General features: G+C 64.9%; 18 protein-coding genes. 8 read left to right on the top strand and 10 right to left on the bottom strand.

Annotated features, from left to right (window positions below; genetic code table 11):
• The first annotated feature begins 34 nt into the window (after positions 1-34).
• Genes AC2CQI_RS04365 through AC2CQI_RS04355 form a run of 3 tightly spaced genes read left to right on the top strand, consistent with a single transcriptional unit; the run spans position 35 to position 4,410 of the window.
• Positions 35-1,639: a carboxyl transferase domain-containing protein gene (locus AC2CQI_RS04365; RefSeq protein ID WP_075803159.1), complete on the top strand. Its 1,605-nt coding sequence runs from the start codon at positions 35-37 to the stop codon at positions 1,637-1,639.
• 3 nt (positions 1,640-1,642) lie between these two features.
• Positions 1,643-2,461 carry a gamma-carboxygeranoyl-CoA hydratase gene (locus tag AC2CQI_RS04360; protein ID WP_075803160.1) on the top strand — a complete coding sequence of 273 codons (819 nt, stop codon included), beginning with the start codon at positions 1,643-1,645 and terminating at the stop codon, positions 2,459-2,461.
• Complete coding sequence (locus AC2CQI_RS04355; protein WP_484579301.1) at positions 2,458-4,410, top strand: acetyl/propionyl/methylcrotonyl-CoA carboxylase subunit alpha; 1,953 nt, start codon at positions 2,458-2,460, stop codon at positions 4,408-4,410. The genes AC2CQI_RS04360 and AC2CQI_RS04355 overlap by 4 nt, the downstream gene beginning before the upstream one ends.
• A 137-nt stretch (positions 4,411-4,547) precedes the next feature.
• On the opposite strand, the gene AC2CQI_RS04350 is transcribed toward AC2CQI_RS04355, so the two are convergent.
• The gene (locus tag AC2CQI_RS04350; RefSeq protein WP_256721093.1) at positions 4,548-5,129 is read right to left on the bottom strand and encodes a LexA family protein; all 582 of its coding nucleotides are present in this window, start codon (positions 5,127-5,129) and stop codon (positions 4,548-4,550) included.
• 161 nt (positions 5,130-5,290) lie between these two features.
• Between AC2CQI_RS04350 and AC2CQI_RS04345 the strand changes: the two genes are divergently transcribed.
• From AC2CQI_RS04345 to AC2CQI_RS04335, 3 genes are all read left to right on the top strand, one after another.
• On the top strand, positions 5,291-5,623 hold the full coding sequence (locus AC2CQI_RS04345) for a hypothetical protein (RefSeq protein ID WP_075803163.1): 333 nt from the start codon (positions 5,291-5,293) through the stop codon (positions 5,621-5,623).
• Between the two features lie 441 nt (positions 5,624-6,064).
• Positions 6,065-6,577 carry a DUF4880 domain-containing protein gene (locus AC2CQI_RS04340; protein WP_484579300.1) on the top strand — a complete coding sequence of 171 codons (513 nt, stop codon included), beginning with the start codon at positions 6,065-6,067 and terminating at the stop codon, positions 6,575-6,577.
• Between the two features lie 51 nt (positions 6,578-6,628).
• Positions 6,629-7,765, top strand: coding sequence for a M14 family metallopeptidase (locus tag AC2CQI_RS04335; RefSeq protein WP_484579299.1), 1,137 nt, complete (start codon positions 6,629-6,631; stop codon positions 7,763-7,765).
• A gap of 123 nt (positions 7,766-7,888) precedes the next feature.
• Here AC2CQI_RS04335 and AC2CQI_RS04330 read toward each other — a convergent pair whose 3' ends face one another.
• The 7 genes from AC2CQI_RS04330 to AC2CQI_RS04300 form a co-directional block, all read right to left on the bottom strand.
• Positions 7,889-8,857, bottom strand: coding sequence for a Csu type fimbrial protein (locus AC2CQI_RS04330; RefSeq protein ID WP_484579298.1), 969 nt, complete (start codon positions 8,855-8,857; stop codon positions 7,889-7,891).
• Entirely contained in the window at positions 8,854-11,157 is a 2,304-nt protein-coding gene (locus AC2CQI_RS04325; RefSeq protein WP_484580581.1) for a fimbria/pilus outer membrane usher protein, read from the bottom strand. Before AC2CQI_RS04325 ends, AC2CQI_RS04330 begins: the two co-directional genes overlap by 4 nt.
• A gap of 110 nt (positions 11,158-11,267) precedes the next feature.
• On the bottom strand, positions 11,268-12,035 hold the full coding sequence (locus AC2CQI_RS04320) for a fimbrial biogenesis chaperone (RefSeq protein ID WP_075803167.1): 768 nt from the start codon (positions 12,033-12,035) through the stop codon (positions 11,268-11,270).
• Between the two features lie 45 nt (positions 12,036-12,080).
• Positions 12,081-12,581, bottom strand: a complete 501-nt coding sequence (locus AC2CQI_RS04315) for a Csu type fimbrial protein (protein WP_075803168.1) — start codon at positions 12,579-12,581, stop codon at positions 12,081-12,083.
• Between the two features lie 3 nt (positions 12,582-12,584).
• On the bottom strand, positions 12,585-13,118 hold the full coding sequence (locus AC2CQI_RS04310) for a Csu type fimbrial protein (RefSeq protein WP_484579297.1): 534 nt from the start codon (positions 13,116-13,118) through the stop codon (positions 12,585-12,587).
• A 21-nt stretch (positions 13,119-13,139) separates the two neighbouring features.
• Positions 13,140-13,673: a Csu type fimbrial protein gene (locus AC2CQI_RS04305; RefSeq protein ID WP_075803170.1), complete on the bottom strand. Its 534-nt coding sequence runs from the start codon at positions 13,671-13,673 to the stop codon at positions 13,140-13,142.
• Positions 13,674-13,708: 35 nt separating this feature from the next.
• Positions 13,709-14,236: a Csu type fimbrial protein gene (locus tag AC2CQI_RS04300; RefSeq protein WP_484579296.1), complete on the bottom strand. Its 528-nt coding sequence runs from the start codon at positions 14,234-14,236 to the stop codon at positions 13,709-13,711.
• Between the two features lie 196 nt (positions 14,237-14,432).
• On the opposite strand from AC2CQI_RS04300, the gene zapE reads away from it, so the two are divergent.
• Positions 14,433-15,521 (top strand): cell division protein ZapE, encoded by a 1,089-nt coding sequence (gene zapE, locus AC2CQI_RS04295; RefSeq protein WP_484579295.1) that lies wholly within the window; start codon positions 14,433-14,435, stop codon positions 15,519-15,521.
• Positions 15,522-15,631: 110 nt separating this feature from the next.
• Here zapE and AC2CQI_RS04290 read toward each other — a convergent pair whose 3' ends face one another.
• Positions 15,632-17,521, bottom strand: a complete 1,890-nt coding sequence (locus tag AC2CQI_RS04290) for a propionyl-CoA synthetase (RefSeq protein ID WP_484579294.1) — start codon at positions 17,519-17,521, stop codon at positions 15,632-15,634.
• A 143-nt stretch (positions 17,522-17,664) separates the two neighbouring features.
• On the opposite strand from AC2CQI_RS04290, the gene AC2CQI_RS04285 reads away from it, so the two are divergent.
• Positions 17,665-18,948: a leucine-rich repeat domain-containing protein gene (locus AC2CQI_RS04285; RefSeq protein ID WP_484579293.1), complete on the top strand. Its 1,284-nt coding sequence runs from the start codon at positions 17,665-17,667 to the stop codon at positions 18,946-18,948.
• A 141-nt stretch (positions 18,949-19,089) separates the two neighbouring features.
• On the opposite strand, the gene AC2CQI_RS04280 is transcribed toward AC2CQI_RS04285, so the two are convergent.
• Positions 19,090-19,800 carry a YebC/PmpR family DNA-binding transcriptional regulator gene (locus AC2CQI_RS04280; RefSeq protein ID WP_484579292.1) on the bottom strand — a complete coding sequence of 237 codons (711 nt, stop codon included), beginning with the start codon at positions 19,798-19,800 and terminating at the stop codon, positions 19,090-19,092.
• Positions 19,801-19,823: the final 23 nt, after the last annotated feature.

The raw sequence follows: 19,823 nt of genomic DNA, 5'->3' as shown, positions 1-19,823 counted from the left end.
AAGCTTATGGCTTGAAGCTGCCAAAGGACCTCCGATGATTCTGAAGTCTCAGTTGAACACCCGCGCGCCGGATTTTGCCGTCAACAGCGCGACCATGCTGGAACAGGTCAACAGCCTGCGCAGCCTCCTCGCCCAGGTGCACCAGGGTGGCGGAGCCAAGGCCCAGGAACGCCACACCTCGCGCGGCAAGCTGCTGCCCCGCGATCGTATCGATCGCCTGCTCGACCCGGGCTCGCCTTTCCTGGAGATCGGCCAACTGGCCGCCCATGAGGTCTACGGCGAAGACGTCCCCGCCGCTGGCGTGATCGCCGGTATCGGTCGGGTCGAAGGTGTCGAATGCATGATCGTGGCCAACGATGCCACGGTGAAAGGCGGCTCCTACTACCCGCTGACCGTGAAAAAGCACCTGCGCGCCCAGGCCATCGCCCAGCAGAACCGCCTGCCCTGCCTGTACCTGGTGGACTCCGGCGGCGCCAACCTGCCGCGCCAGGACGAAGTCTTCCCCGACCGCGAGCACTTCGGGCGGATCTTCTTCAACCAGGCCAACATGAGCGCCCAGGGCATCCCGCAGATCGCCGTGGTCATGGGCTCGTGCACCGCTGGCGGCGCCTATGTGCCGGCGATGTCCGACGAGACCATCATGGTCCGCCAGCAGGCCACCATCTTCCTCGCCGGCCCGCCGCTGGTGAAGGCCGCCACCGGTGAAGTGGTCAGCGCCGAGGACCTGGGCGGTGCCGATGTGCACTGCAAGACCAGCGGCGTGGCCGACCATTACGCCGACAACGACGAGCACGCCCTGGCCATCGCCCGGCGCTGCGTCGCCAACCTGAACTGGCACAAGCAGGGCGAGCTGCAACTGCGCACGCCGATCGCCCCGCTGTACGACACCGACGAGCTGTACGGCGTGGTCCCGGCCGATGCCAAGCAGCCGTTCGATGTGCGCGAGATCATCGCCCGGCTGGTGGACGGCTCGGTGTTCGATGAATTCAAGGCGCTGTTCGGCACCACCCTGGTGTGCGGCTTTGCCCACCTGCATGGCTACCCGATCGCGATCCTGGCCAACAACGGTATCCTCTTCGCCGAAGCCGCGCAGAAAGGCGCGCACTTCATCGAACTGGCCTGTCAGCGCGGCATTCCGTTGCTGTTCCTGCAGAACATCACCGGCTTCATGGTCGGGCAGAAATACGAAGCCGGTGGCATCGCCAAGCACGGCGCCAAGCTGGTCACCGCGGTGGCCTGCGCCAAGGTGCCGAAATTCACCGTGATCATCGGCGGCAGCTTCGGCGCCGGTAACTATGGGATGTGCGGGCGCGCCTATGACCCGCGCTTCCTGTGGATGTGGCCGAACGCGCGGATCGGCGTGATGGGCGCCGAACAGGCTGCCGGGGTGCTGGCCCAGGTCAAGCGCGAGCAGAGCGAGCGCAGCGGCCAGGCCTTCAGCGCCGAGGACGAAGCGAAGCTCAAGCAGCCGATTCTCGACCAGTACGAGCACCAGGGTCACCCCTACTATTCCAGCGCCCGGCTCTGGGACGACGGCGTCATCGACCCGGCGCAGACCCGCGAGATCCTCGGCCTGGCCCTGTCCGCTTCGCTCAACGCACCGATCGAAGCTACCCGCTTCGGCATTTTCCGGATGTGACCGATGACCGACTTCAGCACCCTCGAACTGATCAAGGATCCCCGCGGCTTCGCCACCCTGTGGTTGAGCCGTGCGGACAAGAACAACGCCTTCAACGCCGAAATGATCCGCGAGCTGATCGTTGCCCTCGATGAACTGGCGGCCGATACCCGCCTGCGCTTCGTCATCCTGCGTGGCCGTGGCCGGCATTTCAGCGCCGGTGCAGACCTGGCCTGGATGCAGCAGAGCGCGGCGCTCGACTTGCAGAGCAACCTGGACGACGCCCACGAGCTGGCGAAGCTGATGTACAACCTGGCGCAGCTCCGCCTGCCGACCCTGGCCGTGGTCCAGGGCGCGGCCTTCGGTGGCGCCCTCGGCCTGATCGCCTGCTGCGACATGGCGATCGGCGCCGAAGATGCCCAGCTGTGCCTGTCGGAAGTGCGCATCGGCCTGGCCCCGGCGGTGATCAGCCCGTTCGTGGTACAGGCCATGGGCGAACGTGCCGCGCGTCGCTATGCCCTGACCGCCGAGCGTTTCAGCGGCCTGCGGGCCCGCGAGCTGGGGATGCTGGCGGAGGCTTACCCGGCGGCGGAACTGGAGCAGCGCCTGGAAGACTGGATCGCCAACCTGCTGCAGAACAGCCCGCAAGCCATGTGCGCCAGCAAGGAACTGCTGCGTGAAGTCGGCGCGGGAGAACCGACCGCAGCCATCCGCAGCTACTGCGAGAACGCCATTGCCCGCATCCGCGTCAGCGCGGAAGGCCAGGAGGGCCTGCATGCCTTCCTGGAAAAACGCCAACCGGCCTGGCTGGCCGACTCGTCCAACAAGGAACCTCGCCCATGAGCCGTCCCGAGCTGACCACCCTGCTGGTCGCCAACCGTGGCGAGATCGCCTGCCGGGTGATGCGCACCGCCAAATCCCTGGGCCTGACCACCGTCGCCGTGCACAGTGCGGTGGACCGTGAGGCACGCCATAGTCGTGAAGCCGATATCCGTGTCGACCTGGGCGGCGCCAAGCCGGCCGAGAGCTACCTGGTCATCGACAAGCTGATCGCTGCGGCCAAGGCCAGCGGCGCCCAGGCGATCCACCCGGGCTATGGCTTCCTGTCCGAGAACGCCGGTTTCGCCAAGGCCATCGAGGACGCCGGGCTGATCTTTCTCGGCCCGCCGGCCAGCGCCATCGAGGCCATGGGCAGCAAGTCGGCGGCCAAGGCCCTGATGGAAACCGCCGGGGTGCCGCTGGTACCGGGTTACCACGGCGAGGCCCAGGACCTGGAGACCTTCCGCGCCGCCGCCGAGAAGATCGGCTATCCGGTACTGCTCAAGGCCACTGCTGGTGGTGGTGGCAAGGGCATGAAGGTGGTCGAGCAGGAAAGCCAGCTGGGTGAAGCCCTGGCCTCGGCGCAGCGTGAAGCGCAATCCTCGTTCGGCGACTCGCGGATGCTGGTGGAAAAGTACGTCCTCAAGCCGCGCCATGTGGAGATCCAGGTGTTCGCCGACCAGCACGGCAACTGCCTGTACCTCAACGAGCGCGACTGCTCGATCCAGCGCCGGCACCAGAAGGTGGTCGAGGAAGCGCCGGCACCGGGGCTGAGCGTCGAACAGCGCCGGGCCATGGGTGAAGCCGCGGTGCGTGCGGCCCAGGCCATCGGCTATGTCGGCGCCGGCACCGTGGAATTCCTGCTCGATGCCCGTGGCGAGTTCTTCTTCATGGAGATGAACACGCGCCTGCAGGTCGAGCACCCGGTCACCGAGGCGATCACCGGGCTGGACCTGGTGGCCTGGCAGATCCGCGTGGCCCGTGGCGAAGCCTTGCCGATCACCCAGGAGCAGGTGCCGCTGATCGGCCATGCCATCGAGGTGCGGCTGTATGCGGAAGATCCGGCCAATGACTTTCTGCCGGCGACCGGCAAGCTGGCGCTGTATCGGGAAAGCACTGCAGGCGACGGGCGTCGGGTCGACAGCGGGGTGGCCGAGGGCGACGAGGTGTCGCCGTTCTACGACCCGATGCTGGGCAAGCTGATCGCCTGGGGCGAAGACCGTGAACAGGCGCGTCTGCGGCTGCTGGCGATGCTCGATGAATTCGCCATTGGTGGGGTGAAGACCAATATCAGCTTCCTGCGGCGCATCCTCGCCCATCCGGCGTTTGCGGCCGCAGAGCTGGATACCGGCTTTATCCCGCGCTACCACGACGAACTGCTGCCGGCGCCGAGCGCCCTGCCCGCCGGATTCTGGCAAGCGGCGGCGCAAGCGTGGATACAAGGCCTGCCCCTGGCCTCGCGCGGCGACGATGCCGCCTCGCCCTGGGCTTCGCGCCAAGGCTTCCGGGCAGGGCTGCCAGCGCATATCAGCCTGCATCTGAGCAGCAACGGCGAGCAGCAGGCACTGAGCCTGGAGCGTTGCGCGCAATCAGCGTTCAGGCTGGACGGGGAAATGCTGCGGGTCGATGACAATGGCGTGCGTCATCAGCATCAGGCGATCCGTCGTGGTGACAGCCTCTATCTGCGCTGGAACGGCGAACTGCATGCCGTCACGGCATTCGACCCGATCGCCGAAGCCGAAGCCGGCCACGGCCATCAGGGCGGCCTGACGGCGCCCATGAACGGCAGCATCGTGCGGGTGCTGGTGGAACCGGGCCAGGTGGTCGAGGCCGGGACCCAGCTGGTGGTGCTGGAGGCGATGAAGATGGAACACAGCATCCGTGCGCCCCATGCCGGGACAGTTTCGGCGCTGTACTGCCAGGAAGGTGAGATGGTCAGCGAAGGGAGTGTGCTGGTGGCGCTGGAGGAGTGAGCTCCAAGCTTTAAGCTTCAAGCTGCAAGAAACAGCAGGTTGCGTCGCTGCCGCTTTTTCTTGTGGCTTGCAGCTTGCGGCTTGAAGCTGAAAAACAGAAACGGCGCCCTCGGGCGCCGTTTTTAGTTGGTATGGGCTCAGAAACGAATCCCGGCCTGGATAGCCACCCCAAGCAACTCGCAGTCCTCACCGCAGAGCATGATCGGGTAGGTCGGATTGAGTGGTTTGAGAAAGCGCTGCCCGCCCTCCACCACCAACTGCCGCAACAGGCCCTGGGGATTACCCGGCACCCGGGCCAGCACCAGGCGCCCGACCTCGGCCTCGACGCCAGGATCGACCAGGACCAGCATACCGGCGGAAATGCTCAAACCGCTCGGCGCGGTCATCGCATCGCCCTCGATCCGCAGCCAGAAGGCCTTGCCCAGCGCCTTGTAGTCGGTGATCTCCTCGGCACCCTCCGCATCATCAGCGAAGTCCGTCAGCGCCACCCAGTCCGACAAGGGATAGCGGAAGGTCGTGGGCAGGCCATAGTTGGCCGGCTCCTCCTCGGTGTCCGGAGTAGGCTTCATGCTCATGTGCGGCAGCTCCAGGCATACCAGCACATGATTCATGCGCGTCAGGGTGAGCTCGCGCTCGCCACGCAGCCACAAACCGACGCAGCCCTGGGTCACCCCGACACGTTCGGCCAGTTTCTCTTGCGTGAGCTTGAGCTCACCCATCCGTCTTTTGACTAGTGCGATCCATTTTTCCATCGCAGGCACGATACGGACTGCTCATTCTCGCTCAATACACAAATTGTAGTATTTAAAATCCTGAAAGAAATACGCTAGGTACTATATTTCCCCATGCCTCTCAACTGCCCTCAGGGAAGACCCTCTACATGACTGCAAGCACCTCCAGCCACCTGCACAGCGACTCCGTACAACGTGCTCTCGACCACTACTTCAACCCGGCGCCGGAGCACTCCCCCGGGCTGAAAGACATGCAACTGGTGGTCGCCCGCGACGATCTTTCGCCCCAGGCCGCCGCCGAACAGGCCATCTGGCTGCTGCGCTGCGCTTCGTCCACCGCCTACGAGGCGGCGCAACACTTGCGCGACAAGACCCAGGACCAGGTGCTGGTGAGCATGCACCTGATCAATCTCGCGCGCGCGATGCTTGACCGCAGCCACAGCCAGGTCAGGAAAGACGAGGAAAACGCAGGGAAGAAATGAACGTCAGGAAGGAATAACAACAGCGTGAAGGCCCGGACTGCCTGGGTTCCAGGCACGGGAAGAAAGAATTTTCGTAAAATTACCGAAAATTCATTTGACTTGAAAATGAGAACGATTATTATTGATCGCAACTGGTCGCGAGACTGGTTGGATAACCCGGAGCCCTTAGGTCGGACTCCAGATTATCTCCTCATCAGGCTAATCACGGTTTTTGACCCGGCTTTTTGCCGGGTCTTTTTTTTGGGCTCTTCAGGCTAATGAAGGCGGTGTGTTACTTAATGTGGCAATGATATCAAAGGACTATCGTCGCCGTAACCCCGTAACAAAGCTTTGCTGAAATTAGCACTTGAGAATCAATCTCGTTACGATTAAGCTCTCAACCGCGTCAAGGAAGATGCCCCCTACTCGCCTCCTCCGTTTCCACCGCAAGGAGCTGGAACCATGACCCGTCTGTTGCTGCCGCTGGACCATCGCGCCGACGCTGCCGACGCCGCCGAACTGGCGCTGCTGCACCGCCTGAAAGAGCTGCCGCGCCGGGTACAACAGGTGTTCCTGCTCAATCGCCTCGATCAACTCACCCTTGCCGTCATCGCCAAGCGCCTGGACCTGCCCGACGCCACGGTCGAGCGGCAGATGAACCAGGTACTGCAAGCGTCCCTGCCCTCTTCCACCCCGCTCGCCCGTGCCGCCGGCCAATGGTATGTGCGCCTGCAAAGCCCGCAGATCACCGCCAGCGAACGCATCGACTTCCGCCGCTGGCTGGACGCCGACCCGGAGCACCTGGCGGCCTTCCACGCCACCGAACTGCGCTGGCGCAGCCTGCTGGCCCCGGCCCGGGTACTGGGCGAAAACCTCTGGTACCGGCAGAGCCGCGCCGCCTTCTCCCTGGGCGGCTGCACCGTGGCCATGGGCCTGGGTCTTGCCGCATTGCTGGCGTTGGGTTTCTGGTCCTGACCGGGTTGTGTAGAGTTGTCGCCCATAACAACTCTGCACAGGACCCAGGCCATGACCGCATTGAGCATCGACTGCGACTTCGACTCCGGCAACATCCTCGTTCGGGATGCCAGCAATCCCGCCCAGGTGCGCCTGGCGATCCGCCCCGACACGGCCAGCGCTCATTTCCAGTGGTTCCACTTCAAGGCCAGCGGCCTGACACCCGGCCAGACCCACACCTTCACCCTGGAGAATGCCGGCGAGTCTTCCTACAACAAGGCCTGGGACGGCTATCACGCCGTGGCCTCCTACGACCAGCAGAACTGGTTCCGCGTGCCCTCCCGCTTCGATGGCAAGGCCCTGCACTTCAGCCTTGAAGCCAGCGAGCCGCAAGCCTGGTTCGCCTATTTCGAGCCCTACTCCCGTGCCCGCCACAATCAGTTGATCGAACGTGCCCGGCACCTGCCCGGCGTGACCCTGCTGGCCACCGGGCGTAGCGTGGAAGGGCGCGATATTCCGCTGCTGCGGGTCGGTGACGGCGCGGCAGGCAAGCGCAAGGTGTGGATCATTGCCCAGCAGCATCCCGGCGAGCATATGGCCGAGTGGTTCATGGAAGGCGTGATCGAGCGCATCGAAGGCAACGACGCCACGCTGCAGCAACTGCTGGCAGCCGCCGACCTGTACCTGATCCCCAACATGAACCCCGATGGCGCCTTCCGCGGCCACCTGCGCACCAACGCCAGGGGCTTCGACCTGAATCGTGCCTGGCAGGATGCGAGCAGCGAGCAGACTCCGGAAGTGCTGTTCGCCCAGCAGCAGATGAAGCTGCATGGCGTCGACCTGTTCCTCGATGCCCATGGCGACGAGGAGATTCCCCATGTGTTCACCGCTGCCTGCGAAGGCAACCCGGGCTATACACCGCGCATTGCCGGGCTTGAGGAGCGCTTCCGCAAGACCCTCTGCGGGCTGACCCGGGACTTCCAGGATGTCCACGGCTACCCGCGCAGCGCCCCGAGCCAGGCCAACATGACCCTGGCCTGCAATGCCGTCGGCCAGGCCCATGACTGCCTGTCGCTGACCCTGGAGATGCCGTTCAAGGACCATGACGATGCACCGAATCCGGCGACCGGGTGGTCGGGCAAGCGCTCGAAGGAACTGGCCTCGGCGGTGCTGGATACGATTGGGCAGATGGTCAACGAATTGCGCTGATCCAAAGCACGACACAAACCTTGTGGGAGCTGGCTTGCCAGCGATGAGGCCGGCAGGAGCAATGATGTTGTCCGGTCGGGCCTAATCGCTGGCAAGCCAGCTCCCACAGGGGTCAGCGTCGTTCTAGAAGGCCACATCCAGGATCACACTGTCCTGATAAGCCCCCGCCGGCGGCGTGGCCTGGTCGGTGTAGACCCTGGCGTTGTAGTTGAACACCTGGCTCCCGGTCCCGGTGCCGTTCCCCGGATTGATGTCCGCATCACTGCTCGCACGCCGCGCCGTGGTCAACGAGCCCCAGCGCACCGCTCCCGCGCTTTTGAAAATGTCGTAGGCCAGGTAGTTGTTGGCCGCCGACTTCATCCGCCGCCGCCCGCCCGACACATACAAACCATCATTCAAGCCCACGGTATAGGCACTGCCCTTGGTGCAACTGAGGCTGACGCTCTGGCTCACCGTGGAGAAACCGCTGACCACCGGCGCCGTGCCGAAGTTGATCGTCGGCGTGGTGATCTGGCAGTCGGCGGTGACCGTCAGGGTCACGGTCATGGTGGTGCTGCCGCTGGTGGTCTGGCGCCCGAGGCACAAGCCACCGACACCGATGCCATAGCAGTAGTCCCAGTTCCAGAACACGGTGAAGGTTTCCGAGTAGTTGCCGGCGGCGACGTTGCTGCCGGTCAGGGTGCGTACATACACCGGGATGGTCGCGGGTACCACGCTGCCGAGAAGCCCCAGCAGATCGATGATGCCATTGCGCGCGAAGTCGAAGGGCTGGCCGCGGGTGATCGGGTGTGAGGTGGTGTTGTCGGCATACAGCGTGTACTGGATAACGTCGCCGGTGGGCCCGACCAGCCCGGTGGTGTTTCCGGTCGGGGTGAAGGTGGCCTTGAAGAAGTCATCGCTGCGCAGCAAGGTCAGCAGCGACCCGCTGCAGCGCAGGCCGGCGTTGCCGCTGGAAGAGGTCTGCACGGTGGAGGCCACCGTGGTCGACGCCACGCTGCCGAACGCCGCATTGGTCGCCTGTACTACCGCGCACTGCGCCTCTACCCGCTGGGCGACGAACGCCAGCATCAGCACCAGAAACAGGCGCTTCATTTGCACACCAGCGGGCCAAGCAGCGGCACATCGTCCTGCCCGGCTTCGAGGCTGAACTGGACCATGCATTTGCCAGCGTTGGCGATCTGCACTTCCAGGGTGTTCTGCTCGGCCAGCCCTTCGATGTAGACCAGGCCATCCCAGCCCACCACCGCTGCGCTACCGGTCTGCAGATGGCGGACCTGACTGCCCAGGGGCAGGTCCTTGTGGCTGGCATCGACCAGCTCGATGCTCGCCGCCCGTACCCGATTCAGGGAAAAGTTCAGCAGATACCCGGCGCCGCGGCGTACCGCGACGCGCTGCTCGACATTGTCCGAACGTACGTTGGCCGGCAATTCCAGGGTGTCGATCTCGTACTTGGCGCGGTAATAGGCGCTGCTCCAGGGCACCAGCAGATGGCCCTTGCTGTCGGTCCGTCCGACCATCTGGTTCTCGTAGCGCACCGGTACATCGGCGAAGCCGTCGGTGCTGACCACGACGAAGGCATCATCGATGCGGTTGGCGGCGAACACCCCGGCGTCCATCCACACCAGCGAGCCGCTGGCATCGGCCCAGCGGGTCATGGCCTGGCTGGTGCCGTAGGTGCCGGCCTGCAGTTGTACCGATTGCAGGCGCCAGGTCAGGTCGGCCTGGCGATAGGCGTCCTGGTCGCCGCCGGTGGCATAGCCGAGGTTGTAGCCCAGCCCGCCATCGCTGGGCACGGCGCGGCTGTAGTTGACCCGCTGGATATTCTCGCCGGTCTGGTTGCGCTCGGTGCTCAGGCTGAGGGTGCCGTGCAGGTCGAAGGGGATCACCAGTTGCGCCTGGGCCGCCCACTGCTCGCCGCCAATCTCCCGGTTGGCCGAGAGGTACAGGCTGGTATTGGCCCACAGCGACTTGCTCCAGCTCAGGTTGACCAGCCGGGTGCGCGAATTGTCGCCGGCACGCACGTCGAAATAACCGGCGCCAAGGCTGCCGTAGCGCTCCATGTTGAGGCTGACCGTGACCTGCTCGCTGCGCTGGCTGAGGCGCAGGTAGGGGCTCTCCAGCAGCGAGGCGTCGGCATAGTCGCCGTAACGTTCCAGGCGCTGGTAATTGAAGCCGATGCGCTGGCTGTTGTACTGGTAGCCGAGGCTTAGTTGCTGGCCGCTGCGGCTGTCGAAGCTGCTCTGGCTGACCGCCGCGTTGACCACGCCGAAGGTGCCCACCAGCAGGTTGCCGCCAACGCCACCGAGGGCCAGGGACTCGGCCGCCTCGCCGTGGGTCTCCAGGGTGAAGCTGTCGCTGACGCCGTAACGCAGGCTGGCCGAGGTCAGGCCCTTGCCGTAGGAAAAGTCGCTGATCCCGTAGTTGCGGCGCAGGGCACCGGCGGCCACGGAGAAATCACTCATGCCCTTCTGCAACAGGGTGCTGGTGACATAGAACGGCAGCGTGGTGGACACCTGCCGGCCCAGTGCATCGGTGGTCACTACCACCGCGTCCCCGGCGCCGTTGATATAGGGCACGTTGGTCAGGGTGTAGGGCCCGGGTTGCAGGTCGGCACTGGCGCTCTTGTAGCCGTTGATGAACAGGTCCACCGAGGACGGCACCGCCGCCTCGCCGGCAAAGGCCGGCAGCGGATAGGTGACCAGGTCCGGGCGTACCGAGAAGTCCCGCGAGACCAGGACGCCGCCCAGGCGCACCGAGCTGGTCCAGGGCAGCGCACCGCTGATCACGTCACCCGCCTCGAAGGTCAGCAGGCGCTCTTCGTCGGTGTAGCGGAAGGTGGTGTCGTAGCGCAGGAACCCGCGCTGGTTTTCCGCGTAGTTGCGCCCGCTGATCTGCTGGCGCCACTGCCCGGTGGTGGAAAAGGTGCCCCAACTGTCGAACACCCGCAGCTCGTTCCACACCGACAGGCTGCTGCCGATATCGTCGGTGTCGTTGAGGTAGGCATCGTAGTTGAGCAAGGCCCCGAAGCTGCTGTGGGCCTCGCCGCCCGGGCCCAGGGCGCGGTTGCCGATGCGCTGGTTCGGCAGCCAGCCCGGCGGCACCTGCAGGTTCAGGCGCTGGGCCTGGCTGTCGTAGTCGCTGTGCAGGCCGCTGACGCTGTCGAGGGGCACCTCTTCCGGTACCGCCACGGGAAACTCGATACCCACCGCACGCAGGTCGCTGGCGGCCACATAGAAACGACCGGAGCGCTGGTGCACGACCACCACGTTACCGCTGCTCATCTGGTTGACCACCAGTTCCAGGTACAACTCTGCATCGCTGATCGCCTCCTGCCCGGAGGGCGGCGGCGGCAGTTCGCCCGCCCACAGCGGGCTGACCACGAACAACGCCATGCCGCCCGCCAACACCAGCGGACAGGTACCGTAGAGAAATCCCTTCACGCACCGTGTCCCACCATCGTCGGGTCCTCCCTGGCCCCTGGTTCATCCTTTATCCGTTCAGCTCATTGGCCCTGACCTATGGTCTGCGCCGTGTCGCCGCCATTGATTCGTCCCTTCAACACCGTCCCGGCCGAGGCCTGCAATGGCGCCGGCCAGCGCATGGTCGCCCCCGGCAACACATAGCCGAGCAAACCCTCCACCACCGGACGGTTCTGCCCGCCCTGCTGCATCACCACATCGGTCAGGCGCGCATGCACCGGGCCGGTGTTGCGGATTTCCACGTAGTTGCGCCCTTGCGCCGAGACCTGGCGCCAGCTCAGTTGCGGCTTGCCGACCCCGGCATCGCTGCGCTGTCCGGTGGGATCGACCTTGCCCCACAGGCCCTGGCCATAGACGAACAGCGGCACCGAATAACGCATCTGGAAGCGCACCGCCGCCTGCGGCTTGTCGGCGTTGTCCGGCGGCAGGGCCGGCGGGATCTCGTCGATGATGATGCGGTAGGCCTGTTCCTGGCCGACCGGCGAGGTGCCGGTACGGGTCAGGCGAATCAACTGTTTCTGCCCCGGGGCGATCTTCGCCAGCGGCGGGCTGCCGATGATCTCGCGCTGGTTCTGGTACTGGTCGTCGAACTCGCCCTGGCGCCAGGCGAAAATGCGGATCTGCAGGTTCGCCTCTTCATCACCGCGGTTTTCCAGCCACAGTGCGCCGGCCTTCTGCTCGGCCTCGATCACCGGATCGATCGGCCAGATCAGCACCGATGTCGCCGCCTGCGTCACTCCGGCCCACAGCAGCAATGCCGCCAACGCCAGCTTCGCCCTGTCCCTGACCATGCAGCTCTCCTTCATGGTGTTTTTGTTATTGCGGCCTTTACGCCGTCAAAAGGTCAACGTCACTTGCAGTACGTCGCTGTAGTTCCCCGCCGGCAGCGTCCCGGTCAGTTGTGCCCGGGCATACACTGGCAACTTGATCGCCGTGGGATCGGAGTAGCTGACGGTCACCGTCTGGTCGATGCCCAGTACCTGACTGAAGGCGGCGTCGCTGTACAGTTGGTAGGCCACCAGGTTGCTGCCGGTGCTGCGCTTGAGGTTGCGCACGCCGTTGTTGTTCTGCCCGCCACCGATCTTCATGCTCAGGGCCACCCCCGGCGTGCATTGCAGGGTCACCGTGGTGCCGCTCAACTGGGTGGTCACGGCAGACGTCGACAGGGCCGAGAAGGTACCGAACGCCAGGTTGCCGTAGGTGGTCACCCCGCCCACCACCAGGCACCCCGCCTGGATCGTCGCATTGACCAGGAAGGTGCTGGTGGTGGCCGCATCCAGCGGCACCGGCGCTGCTGCCGCGAGCAGCGCCAGGCCTAGTGCCAGGCGCACGTGCATGGCTCAGAAACTCAGCTCGACCGCCACGATATCGGTGTAGGTACCCGGCGGCAGCCCGGCCTTGCCCGTTGCCTTACCGTAAAGATTCACGGTTTGCGCAGCGCCGGTACTGGTCGGCAAGGTGATGGTGCCGTTGATCGGGATCACCGTGGTGAGCCCGGAGTCGGAATAGAAGTCGTAGGGCACCGAGTTGCCGGAGCCATCGGCCAAGGCCCGGGTGCCGCCAGCGGACGCTCCGTCATGGGCGCCAGCGCCGATCTTGATCACCGGGATCGCGCCATTGGAGCAAAGGATGCTCATGGCCCCGCCACCGCCCGCCAGCACCTGGGCGCCGGCCGTGGTGAACAGCGCGGTCTGGGTACCGAAGTTCAAGGCACCGAAGTTGGCCCCGGTGGTGGCCGTGGAGCCATTGACCTGGCAACTGGAGATCAGCACCAGCGAGGCGTTGATGGTTCCGGTGACCGTGGCCGCCTGGGCCTGGGATGCCAGCAACAGCCCTACGCTGGCGAAGAGGAAACGGGAGAGAGTCGGTTTCATGGGTTCACTCCTTGATGGCTGTTACCAGTCCAGCGTCACCGTCAGGGTGTCGCGATAAACGCCCGCAGGCAGGGCTTTGGGGTTGGCTACGACAACGCCGTAGATGGGGATGGGGATCTGCTGCGCGCTGCTCACGGTGAAGTTGAGCTGCTGGCCGATCCCGTAGTTGCTGCGGCCGGCCGGGTCGGTGGAGAGCTGATAGGGAATCAGCACGCCGCCGTTGCTCAGCCGGCGGGTGGCACCGTCGGGGTTGGCGCCGCCATTGATGGTCACGGTGAAGGCGCGCACCTGGGGGTTGCAACTGATCTGCAGGTTGCCGCTGCCGCCCGGATCGTCGATGGCGGCGCGCAGGGTCTGGTTCCACAGCGGGCCCTGCTGGCCGAAGTCGAGGACGCCGCCGCCTTCAGCCGGAGCGGTGACGCTCGGGTCGTTGCTGATCTGGCACGCCGAGGTGATCACCAGGCGTGCCTCGATGTGTCCGCTGACCGCGCCGTCTACGGCGGGGCTGAGCAGGAGCGGTCCCAGGCTCAACAGAAGAATGCGTGATGTCTGCATGTTGCTCGCTCCCTAAGCAATGCTACCTTCGGCCGTCACCAGGTGACGGTCACCTTCACCAAGTCCGAATAGCGCCCCGTCCGTGGAAGCTCGGTCTGTGTGTCGATACGTGCGTACAAGGGAAGTTCCACTGTTCCGCTGTCCGGTACCCGGGCGTGCTGGGCGATGTTCACCGACAGCGGCACGCGCCAGGCGGGATCCTGGAACAGGCGGTAGGGAATGGGTTTGGCTCGCGGATCGCTGGATACCAGGTAGCGCACATCACCCGTGCCGCCATGCAGGCCGCCATCGACCTGGACCTGGTAGGCAGTGTCCGGGTTGCATTCCAGCCGGGGTGGCCGCTGGGCGAGCAACTGGCTGCTCAGCGGACCGGCGGGGTCGTCCAGGCGCGGGCTCTGGCCAAAATCCAGCACGCCCAAAGCCTCAGCGGCCGCCGAGCGAGGCTCGTGAATCAGCAGGCAGCCGCGCTGTACGTCGATGCGCACTTCGACGAGGAAATCCGTGGCAGCAACGCCTTGGGCCGCGCAGAGCCCGAACAGCGCTACCAGTGATCGTCCCTTCACCTTCCCTCCCTGTCCTTGCAGGAATTGACCTGGAGTTCAGGGTAGCAGCCGAGGAAAATGCTGCCAGCTGATCAGGAAATGTACAGCTCCTGTACAGGAATTTTCCGACGAACACGGAAGTCTCGACTGGCAGCGCTTTTCACTATCTGGTTAATATTGCCGCCGCTCGTCGCCTGCCTGTCATGAGGAACACCGCTTGCCTGCCTGGATCCGCTCGCCCCTGCGCGCCTTGCGCCAACACCTGACCGCCGCCCCTGCTCCGCAGCCCGGTGTCGCCAGCGGGATCCAGCGCTTCTTCGCCGACAAGGCGCGGCAGCAGGGCTACACCCTCAGCCAGGGCCAGCAGCGGGTGATCACAGCCATGGCCGAACAGGCTGCCCGGCTGCAAGGCGGCCAGGCGCGCAGCCTGTACCTGTACGGCGAGGTCGGGCGCGGCAAGAGCTGGCTGCTCGATGGGTTCTTCAACGCGCTGGACAATATTCCCAAGCGCCGCCTGCACTTTCACGATTTCTTCGCCCGTCTGCACCAAGGCATGTTCGAACACCGCCGGGAAGAAGATGCCCTCGCGGTGACCCTCGACGGGTTGCTCGGTGATTGTCAGGTGCTGTGCTTCGATGAATTCCATGTTCACGATATCGGCGACGCCATGCTTCTCACGCGGTTGTACAAGGCGTTGTTCGCGCGCGGCATCTTCGTCCTCGTCACCTCCAACTACCCGCCCAGGGGGCTGTTGCCCAATCCGCTCTATCACCAGCGTTTCGAGCCGGTGATCCACCTGATCGAGGCGCGCATGGAGGTGCTCGAGGTCGGCGGCGAGCAGGACTACCGCGCCCTCCCCGACGCCGGCCGCCAGCAGCGTTTTACCCAGGGGCACTATGTCTGGCCCGGGACGGCGGAGCAGTTGCAGCGACTGGGCTTTGCCACGGCGAGCCACGAAGAAGTGCTGGAGGTGAACAAGCGGGAGTTGCCTGCCCGGGTGCGGGATGAGCGCAGCGTGGTGTTCGACTTTGCTGCCATCTGCGAGCAGGCCACCGCGGTGATCGACTATCTGGAACTGATCCAGCGATTTGAACATTGGACCATCGAAGGCCTGCCGGACCTGGAAGACTGCACCATCGCCGCCCAGCAGCGCTTTATCAACCTGATCGACGTGCTGTATGACCGCGACAAACAGCTGCTGCTGGTCGGCGAGCGACCATTGGCAGAGAGCCTGAACGGCAGTGTTGCCGATCTGGCGAGGACGCGGAGCCGGTTGGGGCAGCTTCAGCAGGTTGGGCCTGAGTGATGTGTTGTTGCTGATGGCCTCATCGCTGGCAAGCCAGCTCCCACAGGTATCGCGTAACCTGTGGGATCTGGCTTGCCAGCGATGAGGCCGGCAAAGCCAACCACTACCTGTCAGGCACTCCTGGCAAGCCCAGCCAACACCTCCTCGATCTCCACCAGCACCGCCGGATCATCCAGGGTCGACGGCGCCACATACGGCTGTTGGTCGGCGATCTTGCGCAACACCGCGCGCAAGATCTTCCCCGATCGCGTCTTGGGCAAGCGCTTGACCACCCGCACCCGGTTGAAACAGGCCAGCGCGCCGATCTGCTCGCGCACCGTGGCCACCAGTTCGGCCTGCAACTGCGCCTCGCTGCTGTCCACGCCATCCTTCAGCACCAGCAACGCCAGCGGCACCTGGCCCTTGATCTCGTCGCGCACACCCACCACGGCGCATTCCGCCACCGCCGGATGCCGCGCCACCAGGTCTTCCATTTCCCCCGTGGACAGGCGATGCCCGGAGACGTTTATCACATCGTCGGTACGCCCCATGATGTAGACGAAGCCATCCTCGTCCAGATAGCCGCCGTCCCCGGTGTGGTAATACCCCGGATAGGCTTGCAGGTACGATTCCAGATAGCGCGGATGATCGCCCCACAGGGTCTGGCTGCACCCCGGCGGCAACGGCAGGGCAATCACGATCGCGCCCTGCTGGTCGGCCCCGAGTACCTGCCCGTCCTCATCCAGCACCTGCACGTGGTAACCCGGGACTGCGCGGTTGCTCGAGCCCGCACGCCCGCCACTGCCCTGCAGGCCAAGGCACGGCGCAGTCACCGGCCAGCCGGTTTCGGTCTGCCACCAGTGATCGTGGACAGTCTTGCCGCTGACGCTTTCCAGCCATTGATGGGTACTGGAATCGAGACGCTCGCCGGCAAGGAACAACTGGCGCAGCGAGCTCAGGTCGTAGCGGCGCAGCAACAGCCCATCCGGGTCTTCCTTGCGGATCGCGCGCATCGCGGTCGGTGCGCAGAACAGGCCATTGACCCGGTACTGCTCGACCACGCGCCAATAGGCCCCGGCATCCGGGGTGCGAATCGGCTTGCCCTCGTAGAACACCGTGGTGCAGCCATTCATCAGCGGGCCGTAGACGATCAGCGAATGGCCCACTACCCAGCCGACATCGGAAATGCCCCACCACACGTCCCCAGCCTGCATGCCATAGATGTTCTTCATCGCAAAGCGCAGGGCCACGGCATTGCCGCCGTTCTCGCGGACAATGCCCTTGGGTTTGCCGGTGGTTCCGGAGGTGTACATGATGTACAGCGGATCGGCGGCGCGCAGCTCCACCGGCGGCACCGGCGTGGCGTTTTCCAGCGCGGCCTGCCAGTCGAGGTCACGGCCTTCTACCAGGCTGGCGCGGGCCTGCGGCCGTTGCAGGACGAGGACCTTGCGCGGCTGATGGTTGGCCTGTTCCAGGGCCCGGTCGACCAGCGGCTTGTACTCGATGACCTTGTCGAATTCCAGGCCGCAGGAGGCGGTGAGCAGCAGGGTCGGCCGCGCATCGTCGATACGCAGGGCCAGCTCGTGCGGGGCGAAGCCGCCGAACACCACCGAATGCACCGCGCCGATCCGCGCGCAGGCAAGCATGGCCATCGCCGCCTGGGGCACCATTGGCATGTAGATCACCACGCCGTCGCCCTGCTCGACCCCAAGCTCGCGCAACAGCCCGGCGAGGCGCGCCACTTCGTCGTGCATCTGCTTGAAGGTGAAGGTCTGCTGGCTGCCGGTGACCGGCGAATCGTAGATCAGGGCGGGCTGGTCACCGCGGCCCTCCTCGATCTGCAGGTCGAGGGCCAGGTAGCAGCTGTTCAGGCGGCCGTCGGCGAACCACTGGTGAGTGCCGTCGGGATTGTTGCGCAGGATTTCCGTGGGCTTGTGGAACCACGCCAGCTCGGCGGCCTGCTCGGCCCAGAAATCGGCGGGCGCGGCGATGGAGCGGTCATAGCACTGCTGATAACTCATCGATGGATAACCCTGTGTTTGTTGTTATTAAGAGGGCGAACATCGAGTATGGCCCGTCGCAGCCGGCCCGCTATCGAACTTAAGTCGCATGGGCGGCGGGCTTTGCCGCTATCATGGCGGCCTTTTTTTCCACGGCAGCGCCTATGCATTCTCTCGACGACCTCAAGGCCGGCCGCCTGGCAGGCACCGCACGCCTCGACCTGGCCTGCGGCCTTGAGCGGTTCCCGGCGGAAATCTTCGACCTGGCCGACAGCCTCGAAGTGCTCAACCTCACCGGCAACCAACTGACCAGCCTGCCCGACGACCTCGGGCGCCTGTACAAGCTGAAAGTGCTGTTCTGTTCGGAGAATCGCTTAAGCGAATTGCCGGTGGGCGTCGGTAGCTGCGCGCAATTGCAGGTGGTCGGGGTCAAGAGCAACTGCATCACCCGGGTTCCCGCCGCCGCCCTGCCACCGCGCCTGCGCTCCCTGGTGCTGACCGACAACCTGATCGAGGAACTGCCCGAGGCCCTCGGCGACTGTGCCGGGCTGCAAAAGCTCATGCTGTCCGGCAACCGCCTGCGCCGTCTGCCGGACAGCCTGCAACGCTGCGAGAAGCTGGAACTGCTGCGCATGGCCGCTAACCGTCTCGAACGGTTGCCCGAGTGGCTGCTGCGCATGCCCAACCTGGCGTGGCTGGCCTATGCCGGCAATCCGCTGCCCGAGGGCCTGCGCACACCGCCAGCGCCATCGTCCTTCACGCGCATTGCCTGGGCCGATCTCCAGCTTGGGCAACGTCTTGGCCAGGGTGCTTCGGGCGTTATCCATCGGGCCCATGTCGCCGGTCGCGAGGAGGCGGTGGCGATCAAGCTGTACAAGGGCGAGATCACCAGCGATGGCACGCCACTGGATGAAATGACCGCGTGCATGCTGGCCGGCAACCATGGGCACCTGATCCCGCTGCTCGGGCGGGTCGATGATCATCCCCAGGGCATTCCGGCACTGGTCATGGAACTGATCGACCCGGCCTGGTTCAACCTTGCCGGGCCGCCGAGCCTGGACAGTTGCACCCGGGATATCTACCCCGCCGAACGCACGCTGGACGCTGCCGGTGTGCAGCGCCTGGCGCGGTCCATTGCCGAAGTCGCGGCGCATCTGCATGGGCAGGGGCTCAGCCATGGCGATTTGTACGGGCACAACATTCTGTGCGATGAGCGCGGACACAGCTTGCTCGGGGACTTTGGCGCGGCGTCGTTCCATCCGCGGGATGGGGGTGTCGAGGCGCGGTTGCTGGAGCGCATCGAGGTGCGGGCGTTCGGGGTGCTGCTGGGGGAATTGCTGGAGCGGTGCGGGGAGGAATTGGTGGGGATGAGGGGGTTGCAGCAGGCTTGTGTGCGGGCCGAGGTGCTGGAGAGGCCGAGGTTTGGTGAGATCCTGAATCTTCTGTGATGCTGATGGCCTCATCGCTGGCAAGCCAGCTCCCACAGGTATCGCGTAACCTGTGGGAGCTGGCTTGCCAGCGATGAGGCCGGAACAGACACCCAAAAAAGAAAGGGACCGCATGCGGTCCCTTCTTCACATCAGTCGCTATCAGCCCGCCAGGCCCACATAGACGTTCTGCACGTCATCATGCCCGTCGATGGCATCGAGGAAGGCTTCGACCTCGGCCAGCTCCTCGGCGCTCAGGCTCGCCGCGCTGACCGGGTTCTTCGGGGTGTAGCCGATCTTCGCCGAGGTCACGGTGAAGCCTTGGGCCGGCAGGGCCTTCTGCACGCTGTCCAGGTCGGTGGTTTCAGTGATGAACAGGGTCGCGCCCTCTTCAGCCGGCTCGAAGTCCTGGGCACCGGCTTCGATCGCTGCCAGTTCCGGGTCGGCATCGGCGCTGTCCGGGGTGGCTTCGATCAGGCCGACGTGGTTGAAGTCCCACGACACCGAACCCTCGGCGCCCAACTGGCCCTTGCGGAACAGCACGCGGACTTCGGCGACGGTGCGGTTGACGTTGTCGGTCAGGCACTCGACGATCAGCGGCACCTGGTTCGGGGCGAAGCCTTCGTACTTCACCGCGTGGTACTGCACCTGGTCGCCCAGCAGGCCGGCGCCCTTCTTGATGGCGCGTTCGAGAGTCTCACGGGTCATGGAGGCCTTCTTGGCCTGCTCGACCACCAGGCGCAGACGCGGGTTCATGTCCGGGTCGGCACCGCTGCGCGCGGCGATCTGAATTTCCTTGGCCAGCTTGCCCATGATCTTGCCCTTGGCGTTGCTGGCTGCTTCTTTATGCTTGGCTTTCCACTGTGCGCCCATTTCGACTCTCTTGTTTCAGGTGC

Source organism: Pseudomonas sp. P2S-1, assembly GCF_057197725.1.
This window is presented reverse-complemented; position numbering and strand designations above follow the sequence as displayed.

Excerpts from the sequence above, each read along its gene's own strand:
- AC2CQI_RS04365 (WP_075803159.1), top strand. The coding sequence starts at position 35 with ATGATTCTGAAGTCTCAGTTGAACACCCGCGCGCCGGATTTTGCCGTC.
- AC2CQI_RS04360 (WP_075803160.1), top strand. The coding sequence starts at position 1,643 with ATGACCGACTTCAGCACCCTCGAACTGATCAAGGATCCCCGCGGCTTC.
- AC2CQI_RS04355 (WP_484579301.1), top strand. The coding sequence starts at position 2,458 with ATGAGCCGTCCCGAGCTGACCACCCTGCTGGTCGCCAACCGTGGCGAG.
- AC2CQI_RS04350 (WP_256721093.1), bottom strand. The coding sequence starts at position 5,129 with ATGGGTGAGCTCAAGCTCACGCAAGAGAAACTGGCCGAACGTGTCGGG.
- AC2CQI_RS04345 (WP_075803163.1), top strand. The coding sequence starts at position 5,291 with ATGACTGCAAGCACCTCCAGCCACCTGCACAGCGACTCCGTACAACGT.
- AC2CQI_RS04340 (WP_484579300.1), top strand. The coding sequence starts at position 6,065 with ATGACCCGTCTGTTGCTGCCGCTGGACCATCGCGCCGACGCTGCCGAC.
- AC2CQI_RS04335 (WP_484579299.1), top strand. The coding sequence starts at position 6,629 with ATGACCGCATTGAGCATCGACTGCGACTTCGACTCCGGCAACATCCTC.
- AC2CQI_RS04330 (WP_484579298.1), bottom strand. The coding sequence starts at position 8,857 with ATGAAGCGCCTGTTTCTGGTGCTGATGCTGGCGTTCGTCGCCCAGCGG.
- AC2CQI_RS04325 (WP_484580581.1), bottom strand. The coding sequence starts at position 11,157 with ATGGCGTTGTTCGTGGTCAGCCCGCTGTGGGCGGGCGAACTGCCGCCG.
- AC2CQI_RS04320 (WP_075803167.1), bottom strand. The coding sequence starts at position 12,035 with ATGGTCAGGGACAGGGCGAAGCTGGCGTTGGCGGCATTGCTGCTGTGG.
- AC2CQI_RS04315 (WP_075803168.1), bottom strand. The coding sequence starts at position 12,581 with ATGCACGTGCGCCTGGCACTAGGCCTGGCGCTGCTCGCGGCAGCAGCG.
- AC2CQI_RS04310 (WP_484579297.1), bottom strand. The coding sequence starts at position 13,118 with ATGAAACCGACTCTCTCCCGTTTCCTCTTCGCCAGCGTAGGGCTGTTG.
- AC2CQI_RS04305 (WP_075803170.1), bottom strand. The coding sequence starts at position 13,673 with ATGCAGACATCACGCATTCTTCTGTTGAGCCTGGGACCGCTCCTGCTC.
- AC2CQI_RS04290 (WP_484579294.1), bottom strand. The coding sequence starts at position 17,521 with ATGAGTTATCAGCAGTGCTATGACCGCTCCATCGCCGCGCCCGCCGAT.
- AC2CQI_RS04285 (WP_484579293.1), top strand. The coding sequence starts at position 17,665 with ATGCATTCTCTCGACGACCTCAAGGCCGGCCGCCTGGCAGGCACCGCA.
- AC2CQI_RS04280 (WP_484579292.1), bottom strand. The coding sequence starts at position 19,800 with ATGGGCGCACAGTGGAAAGCCAAGCATAAAGAAGCAGCCAGCAACGCC.